Origin of the sequence: Ornithinibacillus californiensis, assembly GCF_001038485.1 — a bacterium.
GTDB classification, from domain to species: Bacteria; Bacillota; Bacilli; order Bacillales; family Amphibacillaceae; genus Ornithinibacillus; species Ornithinibacillus californiensis.
In genome coordinates this window covers 110753-129805 of the sequence record NZ_LDUE01000021.1, presented here as the reverse complement: position 1 = coordinate 129805, position 19053 = coordinate 110753, and the positions used below count along the sequence as shown (strand labels likewise).

The following is a 19053-nucleotide window of genomic DNA, read 5'->3' as shown; positions in this document are numbered from 1 at the left end:
TGTTGTTTTTTAGGGGTCAGACCCTCGCTCACTTTACATTATTGAAGTGGTACTTATTCTACTTCTTCGTGTGTAATCCAATCATTCGCCCAATTTTGTATATCTTCTATCACGGGACGTAGGGACTCTCCTTTTTGGGATAGGGAGTATTCTATTCTTACTGGAAACTCAGAATATATATTACGATCTACTATACCTTCTTGTTCTAGCATTTTAAGGCGATCGGAAAGCAATCTGCCACTTATCGGTAAATTCGATTCCATTTCGGAAAAGCGTTTCGAACCATCTAGTAGCTCAAAAAGTATTAGACCTACCCAGCGTTTACTAATGATTTGCATCGCTTTTTCAAAACGTGGACATAATTCACTCATCTTCATCACCTCTTTATATATATAATCGAAACCATTCATTAACTTACAAAAAGTAACTAAGTTAATTGTATCATAACCTTTCACCCGTGTAAAACACAAAAAATGTAAGGGAATTAATACCATGTAGTTGGATATTTTTCTAATTTGTGAAATAATAACACTATGTCAATTATTCTTATTGGAGGTAACAAAATGGTTTCTCAACAAATTCAAGAAAAATATGCTGAATTAGCATTACGTACCGGTGTAAATTTACAAAAAGGACAAGCCTTAATGATAAATGCGCCACTGGAAGGGTTAGATTTTACTAAATTAGTTGTCCGTAAAGCGTATGAACTAGGCGCAAAAGATGTACATATTAACTGGGTTGATGATGAATTAACACTGTTGAAATATGAAAATGCACCAGAAGAAGTGATTGCTGAATATCCGGAATGGAAAGTGAAGCTTCATGATACATTTGCTGAAGATGGTGCCGCTGTATTAAATATTCGTTCTACTAACCCAGATTTATTGAAAGATATTGATCCAACTCGTGTAGCAAAAGCAAACAAAGCAGCGGCACTTGCGATGAAGAACTTCCGCAAATATACAATGAACGATAAAATCACATGGACAATCATCTCTATTCCTACAGGTGATTGGGCACAAAAAATCTTCCCAGATAAGTCACGTGAAGATGCTATCGCAAGCCTTTGGGATGCCATTGTTAAAATTGTACGTGTTGATCAAGAAGATCCAATTGCAGCATGGGATGCACATAATGAAACTTTAAAAACAGCTCGTGAAATTCTTAACGTGAAAAACTATAAGAAGTTAGTTTTCACAGCACCAGGTACAAACTTAGAAATGGAACTTCCAGAAGGCCATATTTGGAAAGGTGGATCAGCGGTATCCGAAAAAGGAATTACCTTCAATCCGAATATGCCAACAGAAGAAGTATTCTCTATGCCACATAAATATGGTGTAAATGGAACTATCTCTAGCACGAAGCCATTAAACTATGGTGGAAGCTTAATCGATAACTTCACCTTAACGTTCAAAGATGGTAAAGTAGTTGATTTTAAAGCGGAGCAAGGTGAGGATACATTAAAACATCTACTCGAAACTGATGAAGGTGCAACACGCTTAGGTGAAATTGCACTAGTACCACATGAATCACCCGTATCCCAATCTGGATTACTGTTCTACAACACACTATTTGATGAAAATGCATCATGCCACGTTGCGTTAGGTAAAGCATACCCAACGAACATTAAAGATGGTTCAGGCATGACAGAAGAAGAATTAGATAAACATGGTGTAAACGATAGCCTAACACACGTTGACTTCATGTTTGGTTCCGAACAACTAGACATTGACGGTGTAAAAGCTGACGGAACAACAGAAGCCGTATTCCGTAACGGAACTTGGGCTCTAGATATTAAAGGTTAATAAAAACTAAAAATAGAACTGCCACACAACTGGGTGTGGCAGTTCTATTTTGTATAGTGAAGGATGGTACGTTTAATTTCTAGCGAATGTACCATCCACCTCTACCGTTTCAAATATATTGATAAACGCTTTATCATCATACTTACGGACAATACCTCTTATTTGCATTGTTTCGTAACGTGTAACGACCATCAATATGATCTGCTTTTTCTCTTTTGAGTAACCTCCATATCCATCTGTAATCGTAAAGCCACGATAAATCGTCTCGAGCAGCTCTTTACGGATTAACTCACCTTCAGTTGTCACAATCTGCATCGTTAATTTGATATGGTTCGTATGGATTTTATCAATCATTCGGCCTGTTAAGTAGATGGATAAGAGTGTGTATAACGCGATATTCCAGTCGAAGATAGCACCAGAGATTAGAACGATAACACCATTCATACCAGTCAAAAGTAGACCGATACTTACATTACTAATTCTAGAGATGATGATCGCAACGATGTCCAATCCACCTGAACTCCCTGAGAACTTTAAGATAAGTCCAATGCCAATACCACTAATTACCCCTCCGAAAATAGTCGAAAGTAACACATTATCGGTTACTTGTAAGACCGGTAATAGATATAAGAATAGCGACAAGGAGACAACACAAATTAGCGTGTTAACAGTTATTTCTTTTCCTAGTTTGAAGTAGCTTAAAATAATTAACGGCAGATTAAGGACTAGATTTAATAAACCTGTATCAAATGGGGTAATTAGCCCCAACAAAATAGCAATACCACTTATTCCGCTGCTAAGAATACTATAGGGAACAAGAAAGAAATTAAATGCGAATGCAATAATTAACGAACCGATGATTACAATTAAGTGTTTCATGAATTTGACCACCTTAAGAAGTACATAAGAACTTGATTTATATTAGTGTCATCCTTTTTGGATATAATTAATCTATCTTGTTGGAGATTTAGCATCATACAAATTCAAACTAGAAATTCGTTGAAATAAAAAAAATTGTCCTTGCTTCGGGACAAGTTTTACTTTTTTTTGAATTATTTATCTCGTAATTTATAACTATATGTAGGTTTCTTTGATTTGCCACTTTAGCAATTTAGCAGAATAAAATGATGTTATCAGAACAAGATTGTTACGTCAATTAGAAGCTAACTAGAAGTATTATTGTAATTCAATTAAAAATAAAATACAGAAAACTAGCCAAACTAGACAAGTAAATATCTAGTGAAGGCGGTATGCACTAAGGATTTTTTTAGTTCCCAAGAATCATTAACCTGGATAAAGTGGGTGCTTCGAGCATTAGTAGGCTTTACATTTTTTGTTGTCATCGTAAAGATAATGGGGCAACGAACGATCTCTCAGGTAGCTCTACTAGACTTCGTAATTGTATTGCTGATTGGAAATATTATCGCACATCCTCTGTCTGATGAAGGATTGGGATTAGAAGGATCCATGATTTGATTAAAGAAAAGAAGATGGACAAGAAAGTGTTGGAGCAAATTGGAAAAGACGACCAGTGGTTGATCAGCAAAATAGTATCTAAATATGGCCAAGTCGAATTAAACGATATCTTATTAGCAACAGTAGACGAAAGTGGAAATGTTCAAGTGATGTTTTATTATTAAACTTACATATTCAACTATAAAACAATTATGGGGTTTAGACAAAAGTATTTCTATCAAAGGTAAAATCGACCATTGTTGTTAGTGCACATAACCCGCCCCGGAAATATACTGCGCTTTCCGTGGGCGGCTGGTGAGCCTCCTCAGAGCTAAAGCTCTTGCGGGGTCTCACCGATGCCTATCCTCCCACAGGAGTCTCCGTATATTTCCGGGGCTAATGTAGTGTTTATTCGTCTTTTACTACTCTTGAATGAGTTATGTCCCAATCTCAATTTTTTGTTTTAAGGCAAAAGTGATAATCACATCAATCCATTCTTCACCAAAACAGCCTTAATCTTCGTATAATCATACTCCTCAGGTAATGCTTCTTTTAATGGCTTAAGCTTAGGTTCTTCGATGGAATTTCGTACTTCTAATACTTTTGCTTCCTCAATTTCGTTAAAAAAGATGTTCCATGCAATGGGATAACCATCTTTAAAAGCTTTAAATAAATGATTTTCAATCGTCATGATGGTCATGTCACGAATAGCTGCTATATCTTTTATGGATTTACCGGACTGGAATAATTTATAGCTTGCTAGGTGACTTGGGCCTTCGTCTTCTTTTTTTCTAGGTTTTGGAGTAGGAGAAGACCCTGAAATTTTAACTCTTGTCTTTGCTTCTGGGTGTTCCTTACGCCATGTTTGAATGACTTCCAAAAACGCCTCGCCATACTGATCATATTTTTTCTCCCCGATACCTTTAATTTCAAGCATATCGTCTTTTGTAACGGGGAAATATCTACTAAGCTCTTTTAACGTCGCATCTGAGAATAAAACATACGGTGGTACATTCAATTCGTCCGCCATTTGCTTTCGTCTAGCTCGTAATGCTTCAAATAGGTCTTTGTAATAATCATCTTCATCTCCGGTAGGAATAGGTGCCGTATACATCTCAACTTTTCGATTTCCCTTAAGGACCTCAATAGATTGCTGATTAAGCTTTAATGTCGGAAACTTTCCTTCCTCTGTTGATAGTATTTGTTCTGCTACCAAGAAATGAATTCGTTCGGTTATCTCTTTTTCCGTATATGCTCTTAAGAGCCCATAGGTGGATAAGGTACTTAAATTAAATTCATGGACCTTTTTATCATTAGATCCCTTTAATACTTTGGCAGTCATACTCACACCAAAACGCTCACCCATTCGCTTGACACAGGATAGAATCATTTGCGCTTCTTCGGTAATGTCAGTCCTTTCTACCTTTTCAACACAGTTGCTGCATCTGCCACAATTCTCATGTGAATTGTGATCTTTAAAATAATCGAGAATAAAGCTACTTAAGCAACCCTGGGTATGACAATAATTCACCATCGCTTGCAGCTTTTTATATTCATTTTGTTTCGCAGCTTCATCCATCAATGATCGTTCAATTAAAAACTTTTGCAATTGGATGTCCTGAGGGGAGAATAGTAAGATACAGTCACTTGATTCGCCATCTCTTCCAGCTCTTCCAGCTTCTTGATAGTAGGATTCAATATTCATAGGCATCGCATAGTGAATAACGTAACGGACATTCGATTTATCGATGCCCATTCCAAACGCGTTTGTGGCAATCATGATTGGACTTTCATCATGAATAAAGGCTGCTTGTGCTTGTTTGCGAGCTTGTTCCGACATGCCTGCATGGTATTTTGCTACATGGATACCACGGCTAGAAAGCTGGTCATAAAGCGCATCCGCTTGCTTTCGAGTAGCGGTATAGATAATGCCTGATTCCTCTTGATGTTCCTCTAGGAAAGCCCGAATATAGCTTGTCCGATCCTTTCCTTTAACAATATGAAAGGCGAGATTGTCTCGGGCAAAGCCAGTATTGATCACATTTTGTGAATGAATATGTAACAGCTCTTGAATATCAGAAATTACTTCCTCGGTCGCAGTGGCGGTAAGCGCCATTATAACAGGGATGGTTCCAATTCGTTTTAAATTTGGAACAATGGAACGATAACTAGGACGGAAATCATGTCCCCACTGTGAAATACAATGTGCTTCATCAAAAGCAACGAGTGATATGTTGAGTCCTCTTATAACTTGGATAAACCCATTTGATTCAAATCGTTCTGGTGCAACATACACAAATTTAAAGCGGCCTTGTGCAATCTCAGTCATCCGGTTTTCTTGTTCTTCCGTCGTTAATGAACTATTGATAAAGGTTGCGGGAATTCCTAAAGCTAGGAGAGAGTCAACTTGGTCTTTCATAAGTGAAATTAACGGGGATATAATGATTGCTGTTCCATCAAGTGTTAGGCCAGGTACCTGATAACAAATAGACTTACCACCACCCGTTGGCATGACGGCTAATGTATTTGTAGAAGAAATGACGCGTTCAATCACTTCCTTTTGCCCAGGCCTGAAGGATTCATAACCAAAGTATTGTTTTAATATGGATTCTTGCTCTAGGATCATGTTTTTCCTCCTCTCATTTGTTTATCCTACCATAAATGTTGAATATAAACGAGTTGTAAAAAGTAAAGAATGACCGTTAATATCTGTTAAAAAAATAATCTTTGCTATAGGGAAAATTACTGTTTTACATTTAAACCTCCAAGTATAATTAAATTAAGAGAATATGAGGATACTATTTCTAAATGTTACAGAAGTTGAATAATAATGATAATCCTTGTTACCGTAACGACGTAAAAATGTAAGGCGATTATAGTTTACTTTTTTTGCTCAGGAATATAGAATGACCATATATTTTAATTTAGGGGGTAGAAGATGGTTTCATCTTTATTACTAGAAGTTATGCTCATCTTCTTCTTAGGGATTGGTTCCCAATGGGTAGCCTGGCGTTATCGCCTGCCAGCAATCGTTGTGATGGCGGTAACAGGCTTACTGGTTGGACCGATATTAGGTTTTATTAACCCTGAAGAGGATTTTGGAAGTCTTTATAGTCCAATTATATCAGTTGCGGTAGCCATCATTCTTTTTGAAGGAAGTTTAAACTTAAGCTTTAAGGAACTTCGTGGATTAGGAAAACCAGTTTTTAGAATCTCTACTGTTGGGGCGTTTATCGCTTGGATTCTTGGCTCCCTAACTGCACATTATATAGCCGGTTTACCATGGCCAGTCGCTTTCGTTATTGGTGGTTTATTCATTGTAACGGGTCCAACCGTTATTATGCCACTGCTACGTCAATCGAAATTAAAGCCAAGGCCTGCTAAAATCTTGAAGTGGGAAGGAATCATTGTTGATCCGATTGGGGCTTTACTTGCTGTTTTTGCTTTTGAAATTATAGTTTATTTAACGGCAGATGATCCTGATGGGACAAAATTATTAATGTTCTTTGCCGCATCAATATTTGCTGCCATCTTTGGTTGGGTTTGTGGGCGCGTCATTGGCTTTGCGTTTGAGCGTGGACATATACCGGAATTTCTAAAGTCACCTGCAGTATTTACCGTGGTGATCCTCTGTTTTACTGTAGCTGACGAGATTATGCATGAGACAGGATTGTTATCAGTAACAGCTATGGGTATTACGTTAGCAAACATGGGAATTTCATCTGTTGCAGACATGCGTCACTTTAAGGAGAATATTTCCATTCTACTTATTTCTGCAATCTTTATTATGTTAACCGCATCATTAAAATTGGAAACGATCTTAGAAATCTTCAGTCCGAATATCATTGGGTATGTATTGTTAATGATGTTCTTAGTTCGACCATTATCGATTTTCCTTTCCACATTTGGAACGGGGTTAACCTTTAATGAAAAGCTATTAGTTGGCTGGATTGCTCCTAGAGGAATCGTTGCATTAACAGTTGCCAGTTATTTTGCCACCGTCTTATTGGAAGCTGGCTACCAAGAGGCTGAGCTCCTCATCGCGCTAACGTTTGGTCTCGTGTTTTTCACTGTTATTGCGCATGGTTTTTCCATTGGATGGCTTGCGAAGAAGTTAAACCTTTCGATGGAAGGAAGACCAGGAACGTTAATTGTTGGAAGTAATGAATTTACCGTTGAGCTTGCTAAATCACTAACTAAAGCAAACGTACCAATTATTATCGTGGACCGCTCTTGGGAAAGATTGAGAATTGCAAGAGAAGCGGGAGTGCCGTTTTATCATGAAGAAGTACTTTCGGAGCAAACCGAGTATCATTTAGATACCATTCCATATGAATACTTGATTGCAGCAACCGATAGTAAAGCATATAATTCACTCGTTTGTACCACGTTTATGCCTGAATATGGTCGGACGAATGTGTTTAAGATTAGTCCGTATGATAAGGTTTATAAAACAACGGAAATTGTGTCTAAAGTAGGCGGCAGAATTCTATTTAAGAAAGAAGTTAACCTAGAGGATCTAATTGAAAAGGTTAATCAAGGATTTGTATTCCGTCAAACTAGAATTACCGAACAATATTCCTATCGTCAATATCTAGATGAGAAGGATGCAGAGACTGTATTTCTTTATATCATTAAACCATCTGGTCAAATTAAATATTACTCCGAAGAAATGAGAACTGTACCAAGTGTTGGTGACACAATCGTTAGCCTGATGCCTAGAAATAAAGAAATGGCAAAAATTCAAACTAGATTAGGTAATAACGAACAAGAATAAAAGAGAGCGCATAAACCATAACGGTTATGCGCTCTTATTCAAATGCTTCTAACTGCTTACGTACCTCAGCGATTTCTTCTTCAATACGTACCAGCTGCTCTTGGGCAGAGGAAGCTCTTCCTCGTACATAGACTAGCTTATCTAAATCACTCTGAATCCGAACATAATCTGATTTAAGTTCATCTAGCTTATGAAGTAGTTCTTTTTCTGTCATGTTACTCACCCCTTACGCTAAGTTTAGCGCGAACCCTTTAACAAAACAACCGATTAGTGTAAAATGAATTAACTTATCTAAATTTACCATATAAAGGGGGCTTATTGCATGAAGGTATTACTAGAAACATCTATTAAGCGGTTTCTGGAGAGAGTCGAAGAATTATTGTTGGAACAAGAAGTGTTAAATAACCTAATGTTAGGTTTATTAGAACGTGGAAGAAATAATATTGGCATTTACTCCGATGGAATTCGTCTAGGGATCGTGGAAGAGGATGGAAAAGCGATTTATGCATTTATGCAAACTCCTCCGAATAAGTGGATTTTAGCGAGCGTGAAACATCCTCGAGAAGATGTTATTCAAGCTGTTACACAATTTTTATACCAGCATAAATATCCAGTGCCAGGAGTTATCGGCCAAGTAGCGCAGGCTAATCACTTTGTGGAGCGGTGGAAGGAACTGACTGGAAAAAAGGCAGATTTACATATGAAACAATTAATTTATCAACTGGATGAAGTGAAAGTTGTCCCTAATCCAGATGGTGAATTATTTCCAGCTACTGATAGACATTTATCAACGGTGCGCGAATGGCTGTATCAATTTGGAGAGCAAGCAAATGTAGCCATCACTAAACCACAAGCGGATAGCATGGCAAGAACGTATATTCAGAATCAGTCGCTGTATCTGTGGAGCGTCAATGATGAGATTGTATCCATGGCAAATAACTCCAGAAGAACAAAGAACGGGGCGACTGTAAATGCGGTGTTTACACCAGATGAACATAAGCGTAAAGGGCATGCAACAAATGCAGTCGCTGCTTTATCTCAGAAACTATTAAATGACGGTTTTCAGTTTTGTAGTTTATATACGGATGCAACTAACCCTACCTCCAATAGCATTTACCGAAAGATTGGCTATTATGATGTTGGGGAGTCGGTTGAGTATTACTTTGGGTGAGGTTTTATCGATTGGTATTAACCGCATATCGGGGCGCTTCAACCAAAAGTGGGGGAGTATCAACCGAAAACTGGAGAGTATCAACCATTTTCGAAGAACATCAACCGTTTGTTTGAGAACATCAACCAAACTTAGAAAATATCAACCAAAACTAGCGATTATCAACCAAAACCCAGCCGACATCAACCAAATGTGAATACGCCTAGCCACAATAAAAAGCGACAGCCCAAGAACTGTCGCTTTTAATCATATCAATGCATCTTCCTTATTTTTCCGCGTGTCTTTAAACGTCTCATAGAAATGCACAATAATCGCTTTTACAACGGCATAAAATGGAACTGCGAGTAGGATGCCGATAAAGCCAGCGATGCTACCTGCAGCCAAAATAATCGTAATAATCGTCAACGGGTGGATACGTAGGACATGCCCCATAATATTAGGCGAAATAAAATTACCTTCAATTTGTTGTGCGATGATCATGATAATGGCAATCCACACCACATTCATCGGGTCCTGAAATGCCCCGACAAGGATTGCTGGAACAACAGCAATAAAGGGACCTATAAATGGTACAACACACATCATCATACCAAACAATGCTAGTGAAAAAGCATAGCTGAGATCAATGATTAAATAACCGATAAACAGCATGACCCCAATACTTAAGCTAACAAGTAGTTGACCCTGGATATAAGCGGAAAGTGTATGGTCAATTTTTTGTAATAAATTACGTAGGTTACTAGCTTTTTTCGCTTCGAATATTTGGGTGACAAAGGGAATGAACTTATCGCCATCTTTTAGCATAAAGAATAAGAAGAATGGTACTAACACAAGCGTAAATACAAACCCGATGACTTGGCTAATAAAACTAAATAAAAATGTCATGAAGCCTTCTATGTAGGTTTGAATATTAGCAATCATATTATCAATCGTATCTTCAACTTCTTTTGGTATGAAATTTTGATTCGTTTGGACATAATTAATAACATCTTCTGCGCCTTTCAGCATTGCGGGTATATTCTGTACAAACTTCGTATATTGATCTTGTGCGATAGGGATAATGAAAATAGTAAACACATAACCTACTAATATAAGCACAGCAAATACTAGAAGGATTGCTAGAATCTTCGGCGTCTTGTATTTCAGTAATAGCTTCATTAAAGGCTTGGTTAAGTAAAAGAGTAGGCCAGCAGCAATAAACGGAAATGCCACAGCTCCAATATACTTTAGAATAGGATCAAATATAAATCGTGTATGATAAATGAGTAAGATTAATAGAAAGACTAGAATAAATGCTACAAGCATTTGAAACCAGCGTTTGCTTAACATGTTCAACACACCTTCTCTCTTTATGGTAATCATATAGTATTTTTATCCATTTCGCATTAAAGAAGTAAGATAAAACTATATTAAATTCTTACCTAAACGGAACAAATTTAAACAGCCCTGGTAGTCCATTAGATTAATGGAAGATTTTATGTTAAAATTTGGGCATATTATAATGTTGGAGGATATTTTAGATGACTAATTGGAAGTCAGTCTTTGATAAATGGAATACATTTCAAGATTTAGATACGAATCTCAGACAAGAATTAAGAGCACTACAATCAGATGGAGAAAAATTAGAAGATGCTTTTTATAAGGAACTAACTTTTGGAACTGGTGGTATACGTGGTGTACTAGGAGTTGGAACCAACCGAATGAACATATACACCATTCGTAAAGCGGTGTACGGACTGGCAAAATATCTATTAGAAAACACGGTGAATGTGAAGGATCGTGGTGTGGTTGTGGCATATGATTCCCGTTATATGTCGCGGGAGTTCGCCATTGAAACAGCTAAAACTCTTGGAGCATTTGGAATAAGGACGTATGTCTTCCAATCATTAAGACCGACTCCTTTATTATCATTTGCCGTTCGTTACTTAGGAACAGCTGCTGGCGCTATGATTACGGCTAGTCACAACCCACCTGAATATAATGGATTTAAAGTGTATAACGAAGACGGTGGGCAGATGGTTCCCGATGAAGCAAATAAAATTATTGAAGCGATTCAGGAGATTGAAAATGAATTGGAAATCCCTGTTCTAGAACAAGAAGAAATTGAAAATAGTGGGCGATTAGTATGGTTAAAAGATGAAGTGGACAATGCATACCTAGAAAGATTGCGCCAAATATCTAAATTGGATGATGCAGAAGTCGAGCAGGATAAAGATTTGAACATCGTCTTTACTCCGTTGCACGGTACAGCTTACTCCTTAGTTACGAAAGGGTTAGAGCAGTTAAACTTTAATAACGTATATGTAGTCGAGGAACAAGCCGAACCCGACCCTGAATTTTCAACCGTAGCCTCACCAAACCCAGAAGAACATCAAGCTTTTACGATGGCAATTGAACTCGGCAAAAAGGTGGATGCGGATATTTTATTGGGGACTGACCCCGATGCGGATCGATTAGGTGTAGCGGTGAAAGAATCATCAGGTGGCTACACGGTTTTAACTGGGAATCAGTTAGGCGCTCTTCTAATCGATTATATTTTATCTCATACGGATCAAGTACTTTTTTCTAATGCACGGGTACTAAAGACGATTGTTACTTCTGAATTAGGTCAAACTATTGCAGAATCCTATGGAGTTAAAACAATTAACACACTTACTGGATTTAAATATATTGGAGAAAAAATTCATCAATTTGATTCTACTGGTGAAGCCTTTGCTTTTGGTTATGAAGAAAGCTATGGTTACTTAATTGCAAGCTTTGCTCGTGATAAGGATGCTGTCCAAGCGGCTGTAATGGCAACAGAGATGGCTTACTATTGGAATAAGCAAGGGAAGACGTTACTGGATGCACTGGAAGACCTATACGAGAAGCATGGTTATTATCGGGAAGGCATGTCTTCACTAACATTAAAAGGAAAAGAAGGAACAGAGAAAATTGCGCTCATTATGAATACCATCCGTAATAATCCATTTAAGGAAATAGCCGGCTTTTCTGTTGAACAGGTTGAGGATTATGTAACAAGCAAACGTCATAACCTAGTTAGTGGTGAGACGGAAACAATCGAGCTTCCGCAAGAAAATGTACTTAAGTTTGTGCTAGAAGCAAATAGCTGGGTCTGCCTAAGACCATCAGGTACAGAGCCGAAAATTAAATGCTACTTTGGAACATGTGGTACGACTCTAGCGGAAAGCGAAAAGACGCTAGCAGCCTTAAAGGAAAAAATGAATCAAGTCATGAATGAAATTATTGCATAAAATCATCCTCCTCGTGAGGGTGATTTTTTTGGAGGTACGATATGGTGGAAATTGTATGTAAACGCATCTATAGCGATGTTAATGAAGACGATGGTTTACGTATTTTAGTTGACCGTTTATGGCCAAGAGTGTTTTCCAAAGAAAAAGCAAAACTAGATTATTGGTTAAAAGAAATCGCGCCATCGAACGAGTTGCGGAAGTCGTTTCATGGTGGTGAGTACCAATTTGAGTCATTCAAAGAAAAATATCTAGAAGAACTTAAGCGTGGATTACAGAAAGAAACTCTCAATCATTTATTCGAGATCGTCTCTAACCAAGAGGGGAGAGTAACCTTATTGTTTGGAGCAAAAGATGAAGAGAATAATCAAGCGGTTGTATTAAAGGAATTACTTGAAGCTAATTGAGGATGTGGATATTAGTCCTATTCTTATCCTCTTAATTCCCATTACATTATACGAAGAACATGAAAGTTCATATTGTAAATTCTGTGTAAATTTTACGTATAAATCAAAATTATATGTTACCTTAGAAAAAACTACTTCAATTGGAGGGACATATGAAGAAAAATTCTTTACTCGAAATCTTAGGAACGTCGTTAAAGCTTGGTTTAACGAGTTTTGGGGGACCTGTTGCCCATTTAGGCTATTTTAAGAATGAATATATCGATAAGCGAAAGTGGTTAGATGATAAAACCTATGCCGATATCATCGCACTTTGTCAGTTTCTACCGGGCCCGGCTAGTAGCCAGGTAGGTATTGCAATAGGCATGTTACGTGGCGGATTATTAGGTGGTGTTGTTTCATGGTTTGGATTCACAATACCATCTGTCATTGTCCTGATTCTATTTGCAATGGCGTTTCAATCCTTTGCTTTAGGAGATGCGACATTTATTACGAGCTTAAAAATTGTAGCCGTCGCGGTAGTACTTCATGCTGTTCTTGGCATGGGGAAAAAGCTTACTCCTGATAAACCGCGTATTGCTATGGCAGTTGTAGCGATGTTAATTATGTTATTATTCCCGTCTGCTTTAGTACAAATCGCTGTTATTGTAGGAGCTGCAATTATAGGGTATTTTCTATTTTCTAAAGATGCAGAGTCAAAGGTAAAAACATTCACCGTTTCGATTTCGAAAAGGCAAGGAATCATATCTTTATCTTTATTAGTAGTATTATTGATAGGACTTCCTATCGCTGCACAGGCAATGAATAACCAATATGTTAGCATATTCGATACCTTTTTCCGTGTTGGTTCTATCGTGTTTGGTGGAGGACACGTCGTTCTACCTTTATTAGAACAAGAAGTAGTACCTAATGGCTTACTGACAAGTAGTGAATTTCTTGCTGGTTATGGGATGGCCCAAGCAGTGCCCGGTCCATTATTTACGTTTGCGAGTTACCTCGGAACGATGATAAGTGGTTTAATAGGTGGTATTATCGCAACGATTGCAATGTTCCTACCTTCATTTCTTTTAATCATCGGCGCACTACCATTTTTAAGTGAACTACGTAAGCATAAAAGCTTCCAAGGGATTTTAACAGGAGTGAACGCTAGTGTAGTAGGTATTTTACTTGCGGCTTTTTATGATCCTGTATTCACTAGTGCGATTACCAATGCTGCTAGTTTCTCGTTAGCTGCCATTCTATTCGTTATGCTGTATTTTTGGAAAACACCAGCATGGCTAATTGTAATCATCGGGGTAGTGTTGGGAGAAGTCATGCACTACGTATTATAAAAAGATTTGAGGTGTAATTCATGGCAGAACATCATTTTCATTTAAAAGCTGATTGGCCAGGTGGTAGAAATAGTGAGGGCAATATCGATGCTGGAAACTTAAAAACAAAGATCTCGATTCCAACTGAAATGGATGGACCAGGAGTTGGAACAAATCCAGATGAAATGCTTCTCGGAGCGGCTGCGACATGTTATATTATTACCTTAGCTGCAATGATCGAGCGAGCACATCTTCCACTAAAAGAAATGTCTCTAGAGTCAGAGGGAATTGTTGATGTTACCAATGGTGTATTCACATATAAGAAAATTATTCACAAACCAACGGTCGCTCTAAAAGAAGGAGCAACGGAAAAGGAATATGAATTGCTCAAGAAATTAGTTCATAAAGCAGAAAAGTCTTGTATGATTTCTCGCGCATTAGAAGGCAATGTGGAGTTAGAGCTGGAAGAAAATATTTTATAAATATTTGGGGGACACTACGTATCAATCGTAGTGTCCCTTCTAGGTTACAATTTGTCACTTTCGTTGGGTTTCCTCCCTTGACACATGATAAAAAGCATTGTATCTTATTAAAGTCATAGTATTTTTATCGGAATAATATATTTTAATAGCGGTACAATGATGGAATGCATATAGTAGTAAAAAATAACAGGGGGAATTAACATGAACTGGATGGTCATTTTAAATATTATCGCTCTACTTGCGATAATCGGTTTATTAATTACAATGCAACGCAAGCATGTTTCCTTTACGAAACGAGTATTTACAGGTTTAGGTTTAGGTATTGTGCTAGGTGCAGTTCTACAATGGATCTATGGAAGTGGATCGGAAACATTAGTAGAAACTACAGGATGGTACAATATTGTTGGTCGTGGCTATATTAGCTTCTTAATGATGATTGTCGTTCCGCTAGTAATGGTATCTATTATCCAAGCAATTACTAACTTGGAAAAAACAGCTCAGCTTGGTAAAATGGCAGGCTGGATTATTGGTATTTTAATCGCAACTACAATGGTTGCTGCATTAATTGGTGTCGGGGCTGCAACTCTATTTGATTTAAATGCAGAACAAATTACTGCAGGGGAAGCAGAACAAGCACGTGCTGAATCATTAGAGGAAAGATATTCTACAAGTGTAGAAAATGTTTCCACACCGCAACGTATATTAAACTTTATTCCATCAAATATTTTCTTAGATATGACAGGAGCGCGTTCAACATCCGTTATCGCGGTTGTAATCTTCTCTATTTTTGTAGGGATTGCAGTAATTGGATTACGTAGAAAGAATCCAGAACAAGCTGAAACCTTTACAAAAATGGTTAACGCAGTGTACGGCGTTGTCATGCGTATCGTTACGTTAGTTCTACGTTTAACACCGTATGGTATTTTAGCCCTGATGGCAAATACGGTTGCAAGCACAGACTTTGCTGGAATCTTAGAGCTTGGTAAATTTGTATTAGCTTCTTATGTTGCTTTAGGTGTGATGTTTATCATTCAACTAATCTTAGTAGGCGTATTCGGTTTAAACCCAATGACCTACTTAAGAAAAGTAATCCCTGTATTAAGCTTTGCATTCACATCTCGTTCTAGTGCCGGAACGATTCCTTTGAATATCTCAGCACAGAAAAATGCTGTCGGTGTAGAAGAGGGTGTTGCAAATATGTCTGCATCCTTTGGTGCGACAATGGGTCAAAATGGTTGTGCAGGAATCTACCCAGCAATGTTAGCAGTTATGATTGCACCATCTGTAGGTATAGATCCATTAACTTGGGAATTCTTAGTTCCACTAGTACTAATCATTGGATTTAGTTCATTTGGTATTGCTGGTGTTGGTGGTGGAGCAACATTTGCTGCACTAATCGTTCTTTCGTCTATGGGGTTACCAGTTGGTTTAGCTGGTCTTTTAATCTCAATTGAAGCGTTTATTGATATGGGACGTACCGCATTGAATGTTAATGGTGCAATGGTTTCCGGTACACTAACTTCTCGTATTTTAGGTACGTTTAACTCGAAAATATTTAACGATAAAACTGCTATTGAAGAAGGTAGTTCTATATAAAAGCAAAAAGCCGTTCCTGACTGCCAGGAACGGCTTTTTTTGTTGAAAAGTAGTAGGGATTTTAGCTTTAACATCAAACTTGTTGCTCTGTACCTTTTTTAGCCCACACTAAAATTAGAATAGCGCTAATCCAAGAGATTATTGGAATAGTAAATATTAGATAATAATAGCCCGAATTACTAATTCCAAATATTTTTGCTTCTACATCCACAAAGTTTATAGCCCAAGTCGATGTACCGATAATTAAAGTATTTATAAGGAAGGTAGCTATAATACTAAGTAACTTTTGATTGGTCTTATTGAATATCCATACCGATAATAAAGTCGAGATAAACAGTGAGGATAGAATGATTGTGAAATACATGAAAACAGCCCCTTTATTTTTCATTAAACTATCTTACTAATTGTTATAGTTAATCTAACAAGTTACTGATGTTAATCTCATGAAGTTGTTTCTCACCGTTTTCTATCCATTCAATTTGTATTAATTGATTCTGAAGGATTTCTTTTAATTCGTGCTTACTTAAGTCTTCATATTTAAATAGAACATAGTGATAAGCGGTATTTTCGCCTTGATGATATCCTGCTCGGTAGGAGCGGATTTTTCCATCATATTGGTCGACTTCCATAACAAGATTTGGAATAGTAATCTCGATACTATTCATGAGCCAATTCTTCTCTACATCCACGTTGACTTCTAATTTCCGTAGTTTATCAGTAGTGAGGTTATTTTCTTGAATAAACTCCTGTTGTATGGACTCAGTTAATTCCGCTTCACTAATTTCAGACAAAGTTACAGTTGCATGGAATGTTGGGTTTGCGGTTACGTTCACTATAAACAGAATACTGTAAATGAGAGTGGAAAATAGCAAAATAGAAAAAATGATTTTACTTCTAGATATGGTAAACATAAATATCCCCCCAAACATCCAGCTAACTCCATCTTACTAAAGTATAGGGAATATTCAAATAGTTTCATCGGATTAAATTCATGACTAAATCCAAATTTTGGTCCATAGCAGCAGTATCGTAATCTTGAAATGGACAACCGATACGCTGAACGCGCTCTACTACGTTTTCTATCGTAAACATTTCAGGTCTTAGATCCTCGGTAACTTCCTCCCAGTATAGTGGAGTAGCGACAGTTCCATCCGTAGTTTTTCTAGTGGAGTATGGCGCGATTAATGTTTTATCCTTACCATGTTGTACATAATCAATATACAACCTACCTTGGCGTTTATTCTTCATTCGTTCTGTTGTGAACAAATCTGGATGCTGGTTTTCAACGGTATAAGCAATTGCCTGTGTAAACACTCCCGTATCCTCATAAGTCATACTTCCTTCTGGGATTGGAATGTGAATTTGAAGCCCTTTATTTCCAGACGTTTTAACGAGTGATCGTAGTTGAAGATCATCTAGTAACTGTTTGATGATAAGTCCAGCTGTTATTGCCCATGAAAATTCATCTCTGCCTGGTGGGTCAAGGTCAAAGACAATTTCCTTAGGTTGATTGCTGTTCACATGTTGAAATGGGACATGGAATTCAAGTGCCCCATGATTGGCAAACCAGAGCAACGTTTCAATGGAATCACAAACGATTAGCTTTTCTTCCCCCTTACCAATTCCTTTGATAAATTCTGGTGCATAAGAGGGGAGGTGCTTTTGAAAAAATGACTCTTCGTTCACACCATCTGGACAACGGATGGTCGTTAATGCACGGTTATTTAAGAATGGTAGCATATAAGGAGAAATCTCCCGAATGTAGGCTAAGAAATTTCCCTTTGTTAATGGAACATCTGGCCAATACAACTTATCGGTATTGGCAAAATCGATAATCTCTGGCAGCATTGCTAAATCTAACTGAAGCCGTTCTTTCGTGCATTCCTCTGGTTTGAGCTCGGGCGCTATTCGCTCAAATTCTGGCTCTCTTAGCTCTCCTTGGTAAATATCCAACGTATGAATAGCTGCGCATATAGCTGGTGGAAGTGAGTAATGAACGCCTTTCTTTTCACCATTAGCAATAAACAGTTTCTTGACCGTGTCAAAATCATCATCATTTAGGCCATGCTTACATTTTCCGATAGTATATTGTTCTTGTTCATCATACACTTGAACAGTAAAATAACCATTTTTACTGTCATATGCTGTCAAAAATCCATGAATTAATCGCCAGTTTTTAATTTTGTACCAGTCTTGATGGGCTTTTCCCGCACGATAAGAGCTTTTCTTTCGTTTGGCAATCATTCCTTCACCTTTATGGTCGAAGATAATCTTCCACAATTCATCCGCATTTTCAAAAGCTTCAATATATCCAATGCGATTCCACAAATCACGACGAATTTCTGCTTTGTCGAAGAATGATGTTAATTGCTTTTTTCGTTCCTCAAACGGCTTTTTGGACAAGTCTTTCCCGGATAATTGTAAAAGATCAAATGCCAGTAAGGTTGCTGGTCGGTTCGTTGCTGCTTTTTGGATGGAATCTTTATTTTTTAATCGGCCTCGCTTTTGAATACTAGAGAAATTTGATTGATATCGGTTATTTAATATAACGAGTTCACTATCGATGGTGACCGGTAGAAGTTTCTTTATGGATTCGGATTTTTCTCGACAGAAGGCTACGATTTCTGGGAATTGAGGCGTCAAATCGTTTTTATTTTTACTAATCAGCTTTATTTCCCTATTTTTCTCCCAATGGAGTACACAGCGGAACCCGTCATATTTGACTTCATACAGCCATTCTTTTCCTAATGGTATATCCTTACTGGCGATAGGCTTCATTACATCCATTATGTACAACTCCCT

General features: G+C 37.6%; 17 protein-coding genes and 1 pseudogene. 10 read left to right on the top strand and 8 right to left on the bottom strand.

Annotated elements, in window-relative coordinates; translation table 11 throughout:
- Nucleotides 1–53: 53 nt before the first annotated feature.
- Complete coding sequence (locus TE34_RS05640; RefSeq protein WP_047983945.1) at nucleotides 54–377, bottom strand: winged helix-turn-helix transcriptional regulator; 324 nt, start codon at nucleotides 375–377, stop codon at nucleotides 54–56.
- Nucleotides 378–563: 186 nt separating this feature from the next.
- Here TE34_RS05640 and TE34_RS05635 point away from each other — a divergent pair, with 186 nt between their 5' ends.
- Entirely contained in the window at nucleotides 564–1805 is a 1242-nt protein-coding gene (locus TE34_RS05635; protein WP_047983850.1) for an aminopeptidase, read from the top strand.
- 72 nt (nucleotides 1806–1877) lie between these two features.
- On the opposite strand, the gene TE34_RS05630 is transcribed toward TE34_RS05635, so the two are convergent.
- Nucleotides 1878–2684, bottom strand: coding sequence for a YitT family protein (locus TE34_RS05630; protein WP_047983849.1), 807 nt, complete (start codon nucleotides 2682–2684; stop codon nucleotides 1878–1880).
- A 360-nt stretch (nucleotides 2685–3044) separates the two neighbouring features.
- On the opposite strand from TE34_RS05630, the pseudogene TE34_RS21405 reads away from it, so the two are divergent.
- Both TE34_RS21405 and TE34_RS21400 read left to right on the top strand, forming a co-directional pair.
- Nucleotides 3045–3278 (top strand): annotated as a pseudogene (locus TE34_RS21405) (DUF421 domain-containing protein); the annotation flags it as partial.
- Complete coding sequence (locus TE34_RS21400; protein ID WP_236687107.1) at nucleotides 3278–3445, top strand: hypothetical protein; 168 nt, start codon at nucleotides 3278–3280, stop codon at nucleotides 3443–3445. The pseudogene TE34_RS21405 and the gene TE34_RS21400, both read left to right, overlap by 1 nt.
- Nucleotides 3446–3741: 296 nt before the next feature.
- Here the strand turns inward: TE34_RS21400 and recQ are convergent, their stop codons facing one another.
- Nucleotides 3742–5886 (bottom strand): DNA helicase RecQ, encoded by a 2145-nt coding sequence (gene recQ, locus TE34_RS05620; protein ID WP_047983848.1) that lies wholly within the window; start codon nucleotides 5884–5886, stop codon nucleotides 3742–3744.
- A 312-nt stretch (nucleotides 5887–6198) separates the two neighbouring features.
- Here recQ and TE34_RS05615 point away from each other — a divergent pair, with 312 nt between their 5' ends.
- Entirely contained in the window at nucleotides 6199–8037 is a 1839-nt protein-coding gene (locus TE34_RS05615) for a cation:proton antiporter (RefSeq protein ID WP_047983847.1), read from the top strand.
- Between the two features lie 34 nt (nucleotides 8038–8071).
- Here TE34_RS05615 and TE34_RS05610 read toward each other — a convergent pair whose 3' ends face one another.
- The gene (locus tag TE34_RS05610) at nucleotides 8072–8251 is read right to left on the bottom strand and encodes an SE1832 family protein (RefSeq protein WP_047983846.1); all 180 of its coding nucleotides are present in this window, start codon (nucleotides 8249–8251) and stop codon (nucleotides 8072–8074) included.
- 108 nt (nucleotides 8252–8359) lie between these two features.
- Here TE34_RS05610 and TE34_RS05605 point away from each other — a divergent pair, with 108 nt between their 5' ends.
- Entirely contained in the window at nucleotides 8360–9208 is an 849-nt protein-coding gene (locus TE34_RS05605; protein ID WP_047983845.1) for a GNAT family N-acetyltransferase, read from the top strand.
- A gap of 246 nt (nucleotides 9209–9454) precedes the next feature.
- Here TE34_RS05605 and TE34_RS05600 read toward each other — a convergent pair whose 3' ends face one another.
- Complete coding sequence (locus TE34_RS05600) at nucleotides 9455–10537, bottom strand: AI-2E family transporter (RefSeq protein WP_047983844.1); 1083 nt, start codon at nucleotides 10535–10537, stop codon at nucleotides 9455–9457.
- Nucleotides 10538–10728: 191 nt separating this feature from the next.
- On the opposite strand from TE34_RS05600, the gene TE34_RS05595 reads away from it, so the two are divergent.
- From TE34_RS05595 to TE34_RS05575, 5 genes are all read left to right on the top strand, one after another.
- Nucleotides 10729–12462 (top strand): phospho-sugar mutase, encoded by a 1734-nt coding sequence (locus TE34_RS05595; protein WP_047983843.1) that lies wholly within the window; start codon nucleotides 10729–10731, stop codon nucleotides 12460–12462.
- A 41-nt stretch (nucleotides 12463–12503) separates the two neighbouring features.
- Nucleotides 12504–12866 (top strand): DUF488 domain-containing protein, encoded by a 363-nt coding sequence (locus TE34_RS05590; protein ID WP_047983842.1) that lies wholly within the window; start codon nucleotides 12504–12506, stop codon nucleotides 12864–12866.
- A 152-nt stretch (nucleotides 12867–13018) separates the two neighbouring features.
- Entirely contained in the window at nucleotides 13019–14194 is a 1176-nt protein-coding gene (chrA, locus tag TE34_RS05585; RefSeq protein WP_047983841.1) for a chromate efflux transporter, read from the top strand.
- Nucleotides 14195–14214: 20 nt separating this feature from the next.
- Nucleotides 14215–14655, top strand: a complete 441-nt coding sequence (locus TE34_RS05580) for an OsmC family protein (protein WP_047983840.1) — start codon at nucleotides 14215–14217, stop codon at nucleotides 14653–14655.
- Between the two features lie 201 nt (nucleotides 14656–14856).
- Nucleotides 14857–16251 (top strand): L-cystine transporter, encoded by a 1395-nt coding sequence (locus tag TE34_RS05575; protein WP_047983839.1) that lies wholly within the window; start codon nucleotides 14857–14859, stop codon nucleotides 16249–16251.
- A 73-nt stretch (nucleotides 16252–16324) separates the two neighbouring features.
- Here TE34_RS05575 and TE34_RS05570 read toward each other — a convergent pair whose 3' ends face one another.
- From TE34_RS05570 to TE34_RS05560, 3 genes are all read right to left on the bottom strand, one after another.
- Entirely contained in the window at nucleotides 16325–16615 is a 291-nt protein-coding gene (locus TE34_RS05570; protein ID WP_047983838.1) for a hypothetical protein, read from the bottom strand.
- Between the two features lie 49 nt (nucleotides 16616–16664).
- Nucleotides 16665–17162 (bottom strand): hypothetical protein, encoded by a 498-nt coding sequence (locus TE34_RS05565; protein ID WP_047983837.1) that lies wholly within the window; start codon nucleotides 17160–17162, stop codon nucleotides 16665–16667.
- Nucleotides 17163–17226: 64 nt separating this feature from the next.
- Entirely contained in the window at nucleotides 17227–19038 is a 1812-nt protein-coding gene (locus TE34_RS05560; protein WP_047983836.1) for a DNA ligase D, read from the bottom strand.
- Nucleotides 19039–19053 lie beyond the last annotated feature (15 nt).

Excerpts from the sequence above, each read along its gene's own strand:
- TE34_RS05605 (WP_047983845.1), top strand. The coding sequence starts at position 8,360 with ATGAAGGTATTACTAGAAACATCTATTAAGCGGTTTCTGGAGAGAGTC.
- TE34_RS05630 (WP_047983849.1), bottom strand. The coding sequence starts at position 2,684 with ATGAAACACTTAATTGTAATCATCGGTTCGTTAATTATTGCATTCGCA.
- TE34_RS05615 (WP_047983847.1), top strand. The coding sequence starts at position 6,199 with ATGGTTTCATCTTTATTACTAGAAGTTATGCTCATCTTCTTCTTAGGG.
- TE34_RS05570 (WP_047983838.1), bottom strand. The coding sequence starts at position 16,615 with ATGTATTTCACAATCATTCTATCCTCACTGTTTATCTCGACTTTATTA.
- TE34_RS05610 (WP_047983846.1), bottom strand. The coding sequence starts at position 8,251 with ATGACAGAAAAAGAACTACTTCATAAGCTAGATGAACTTAAATCAGAT.
- TE34_RS05600 (WP_047983844.1), bottom strand. The coding sequence starts at position 10,537 with ATGTTAAGCAAACGCTGGTTTCAAATGCTTGTAGCATTTATTCTAGTC.
- TE34_RS05640 (WP_047983945.1), bottom strand. The coding sequence starts at position 377 with ATGAAGATGAGTGAATTATGTCCACGTTTTGAAAAAGCGATGCAAATC.
- TE34_RS05590 (WP_047983842.1), top strand. The coding sequence starts at position 12,504 with ATGGTGGAAATTGTATGTAAACGCATCTATAGCGATGTTAATGAAGAC.
- TE34_RS05565 (WP_047983837.1), bottom strand. The coding sequence starts at position 17,162 with ATGTTTACCATATCTAGAAGTAAAATCATTTTTTCTATTTTGCTATTT.
- TE34_RS05575 (WP_047983839.1), top strand. The coding sequence starts at position 14,857 with ATGAACTGGATGGTCATTTTAAATATTATCGCTCTACTTGCGATAATC.
- chrA (WP_047983841.1), top strand. The coding sequence starts at position 13,019 with ATGAAGAAAAATTCTTTACTCGAAATCTTAGGAACGTCGTTAAAGCTT.
- recQ (WP_047983848.1), bottom strand. The coding sequence starts at position 5,886 with ATGATCCTAGAGCAAGAATCCATATTAAAACAATACTTTGGTTATGAA.
- TE34_RS05595 (WP_047983843.1), top strand. The coding sequence starts at position 10,729 with ATGACTAATTGGAAGTCAGTCTTTGATAAATGGAATACATTTCAAGAT.
- TE34_RS05580 (WP_047983840.1), top strand. The coding sequence starts at position 14,215 with ATGGCAGAACATCATTTTCATTTAAAAGCTGATTGGCCAGGTGGTAGA.
- TE34_RS05560 (WP_047983836.1), bottom strand. The coding sequence starts at position 19,038 with ATGGATGTAATGAAGCCTATCGCCAGTAAGGATATACCATTAGGAAAA.
- TE34_RS05635 (WP_047983850.1), top strand. The coding sequence starts at position 564 with ATGGTTTCTCAACAAATTCAAGAAAAATATGCTGAATTAGCATTACGT.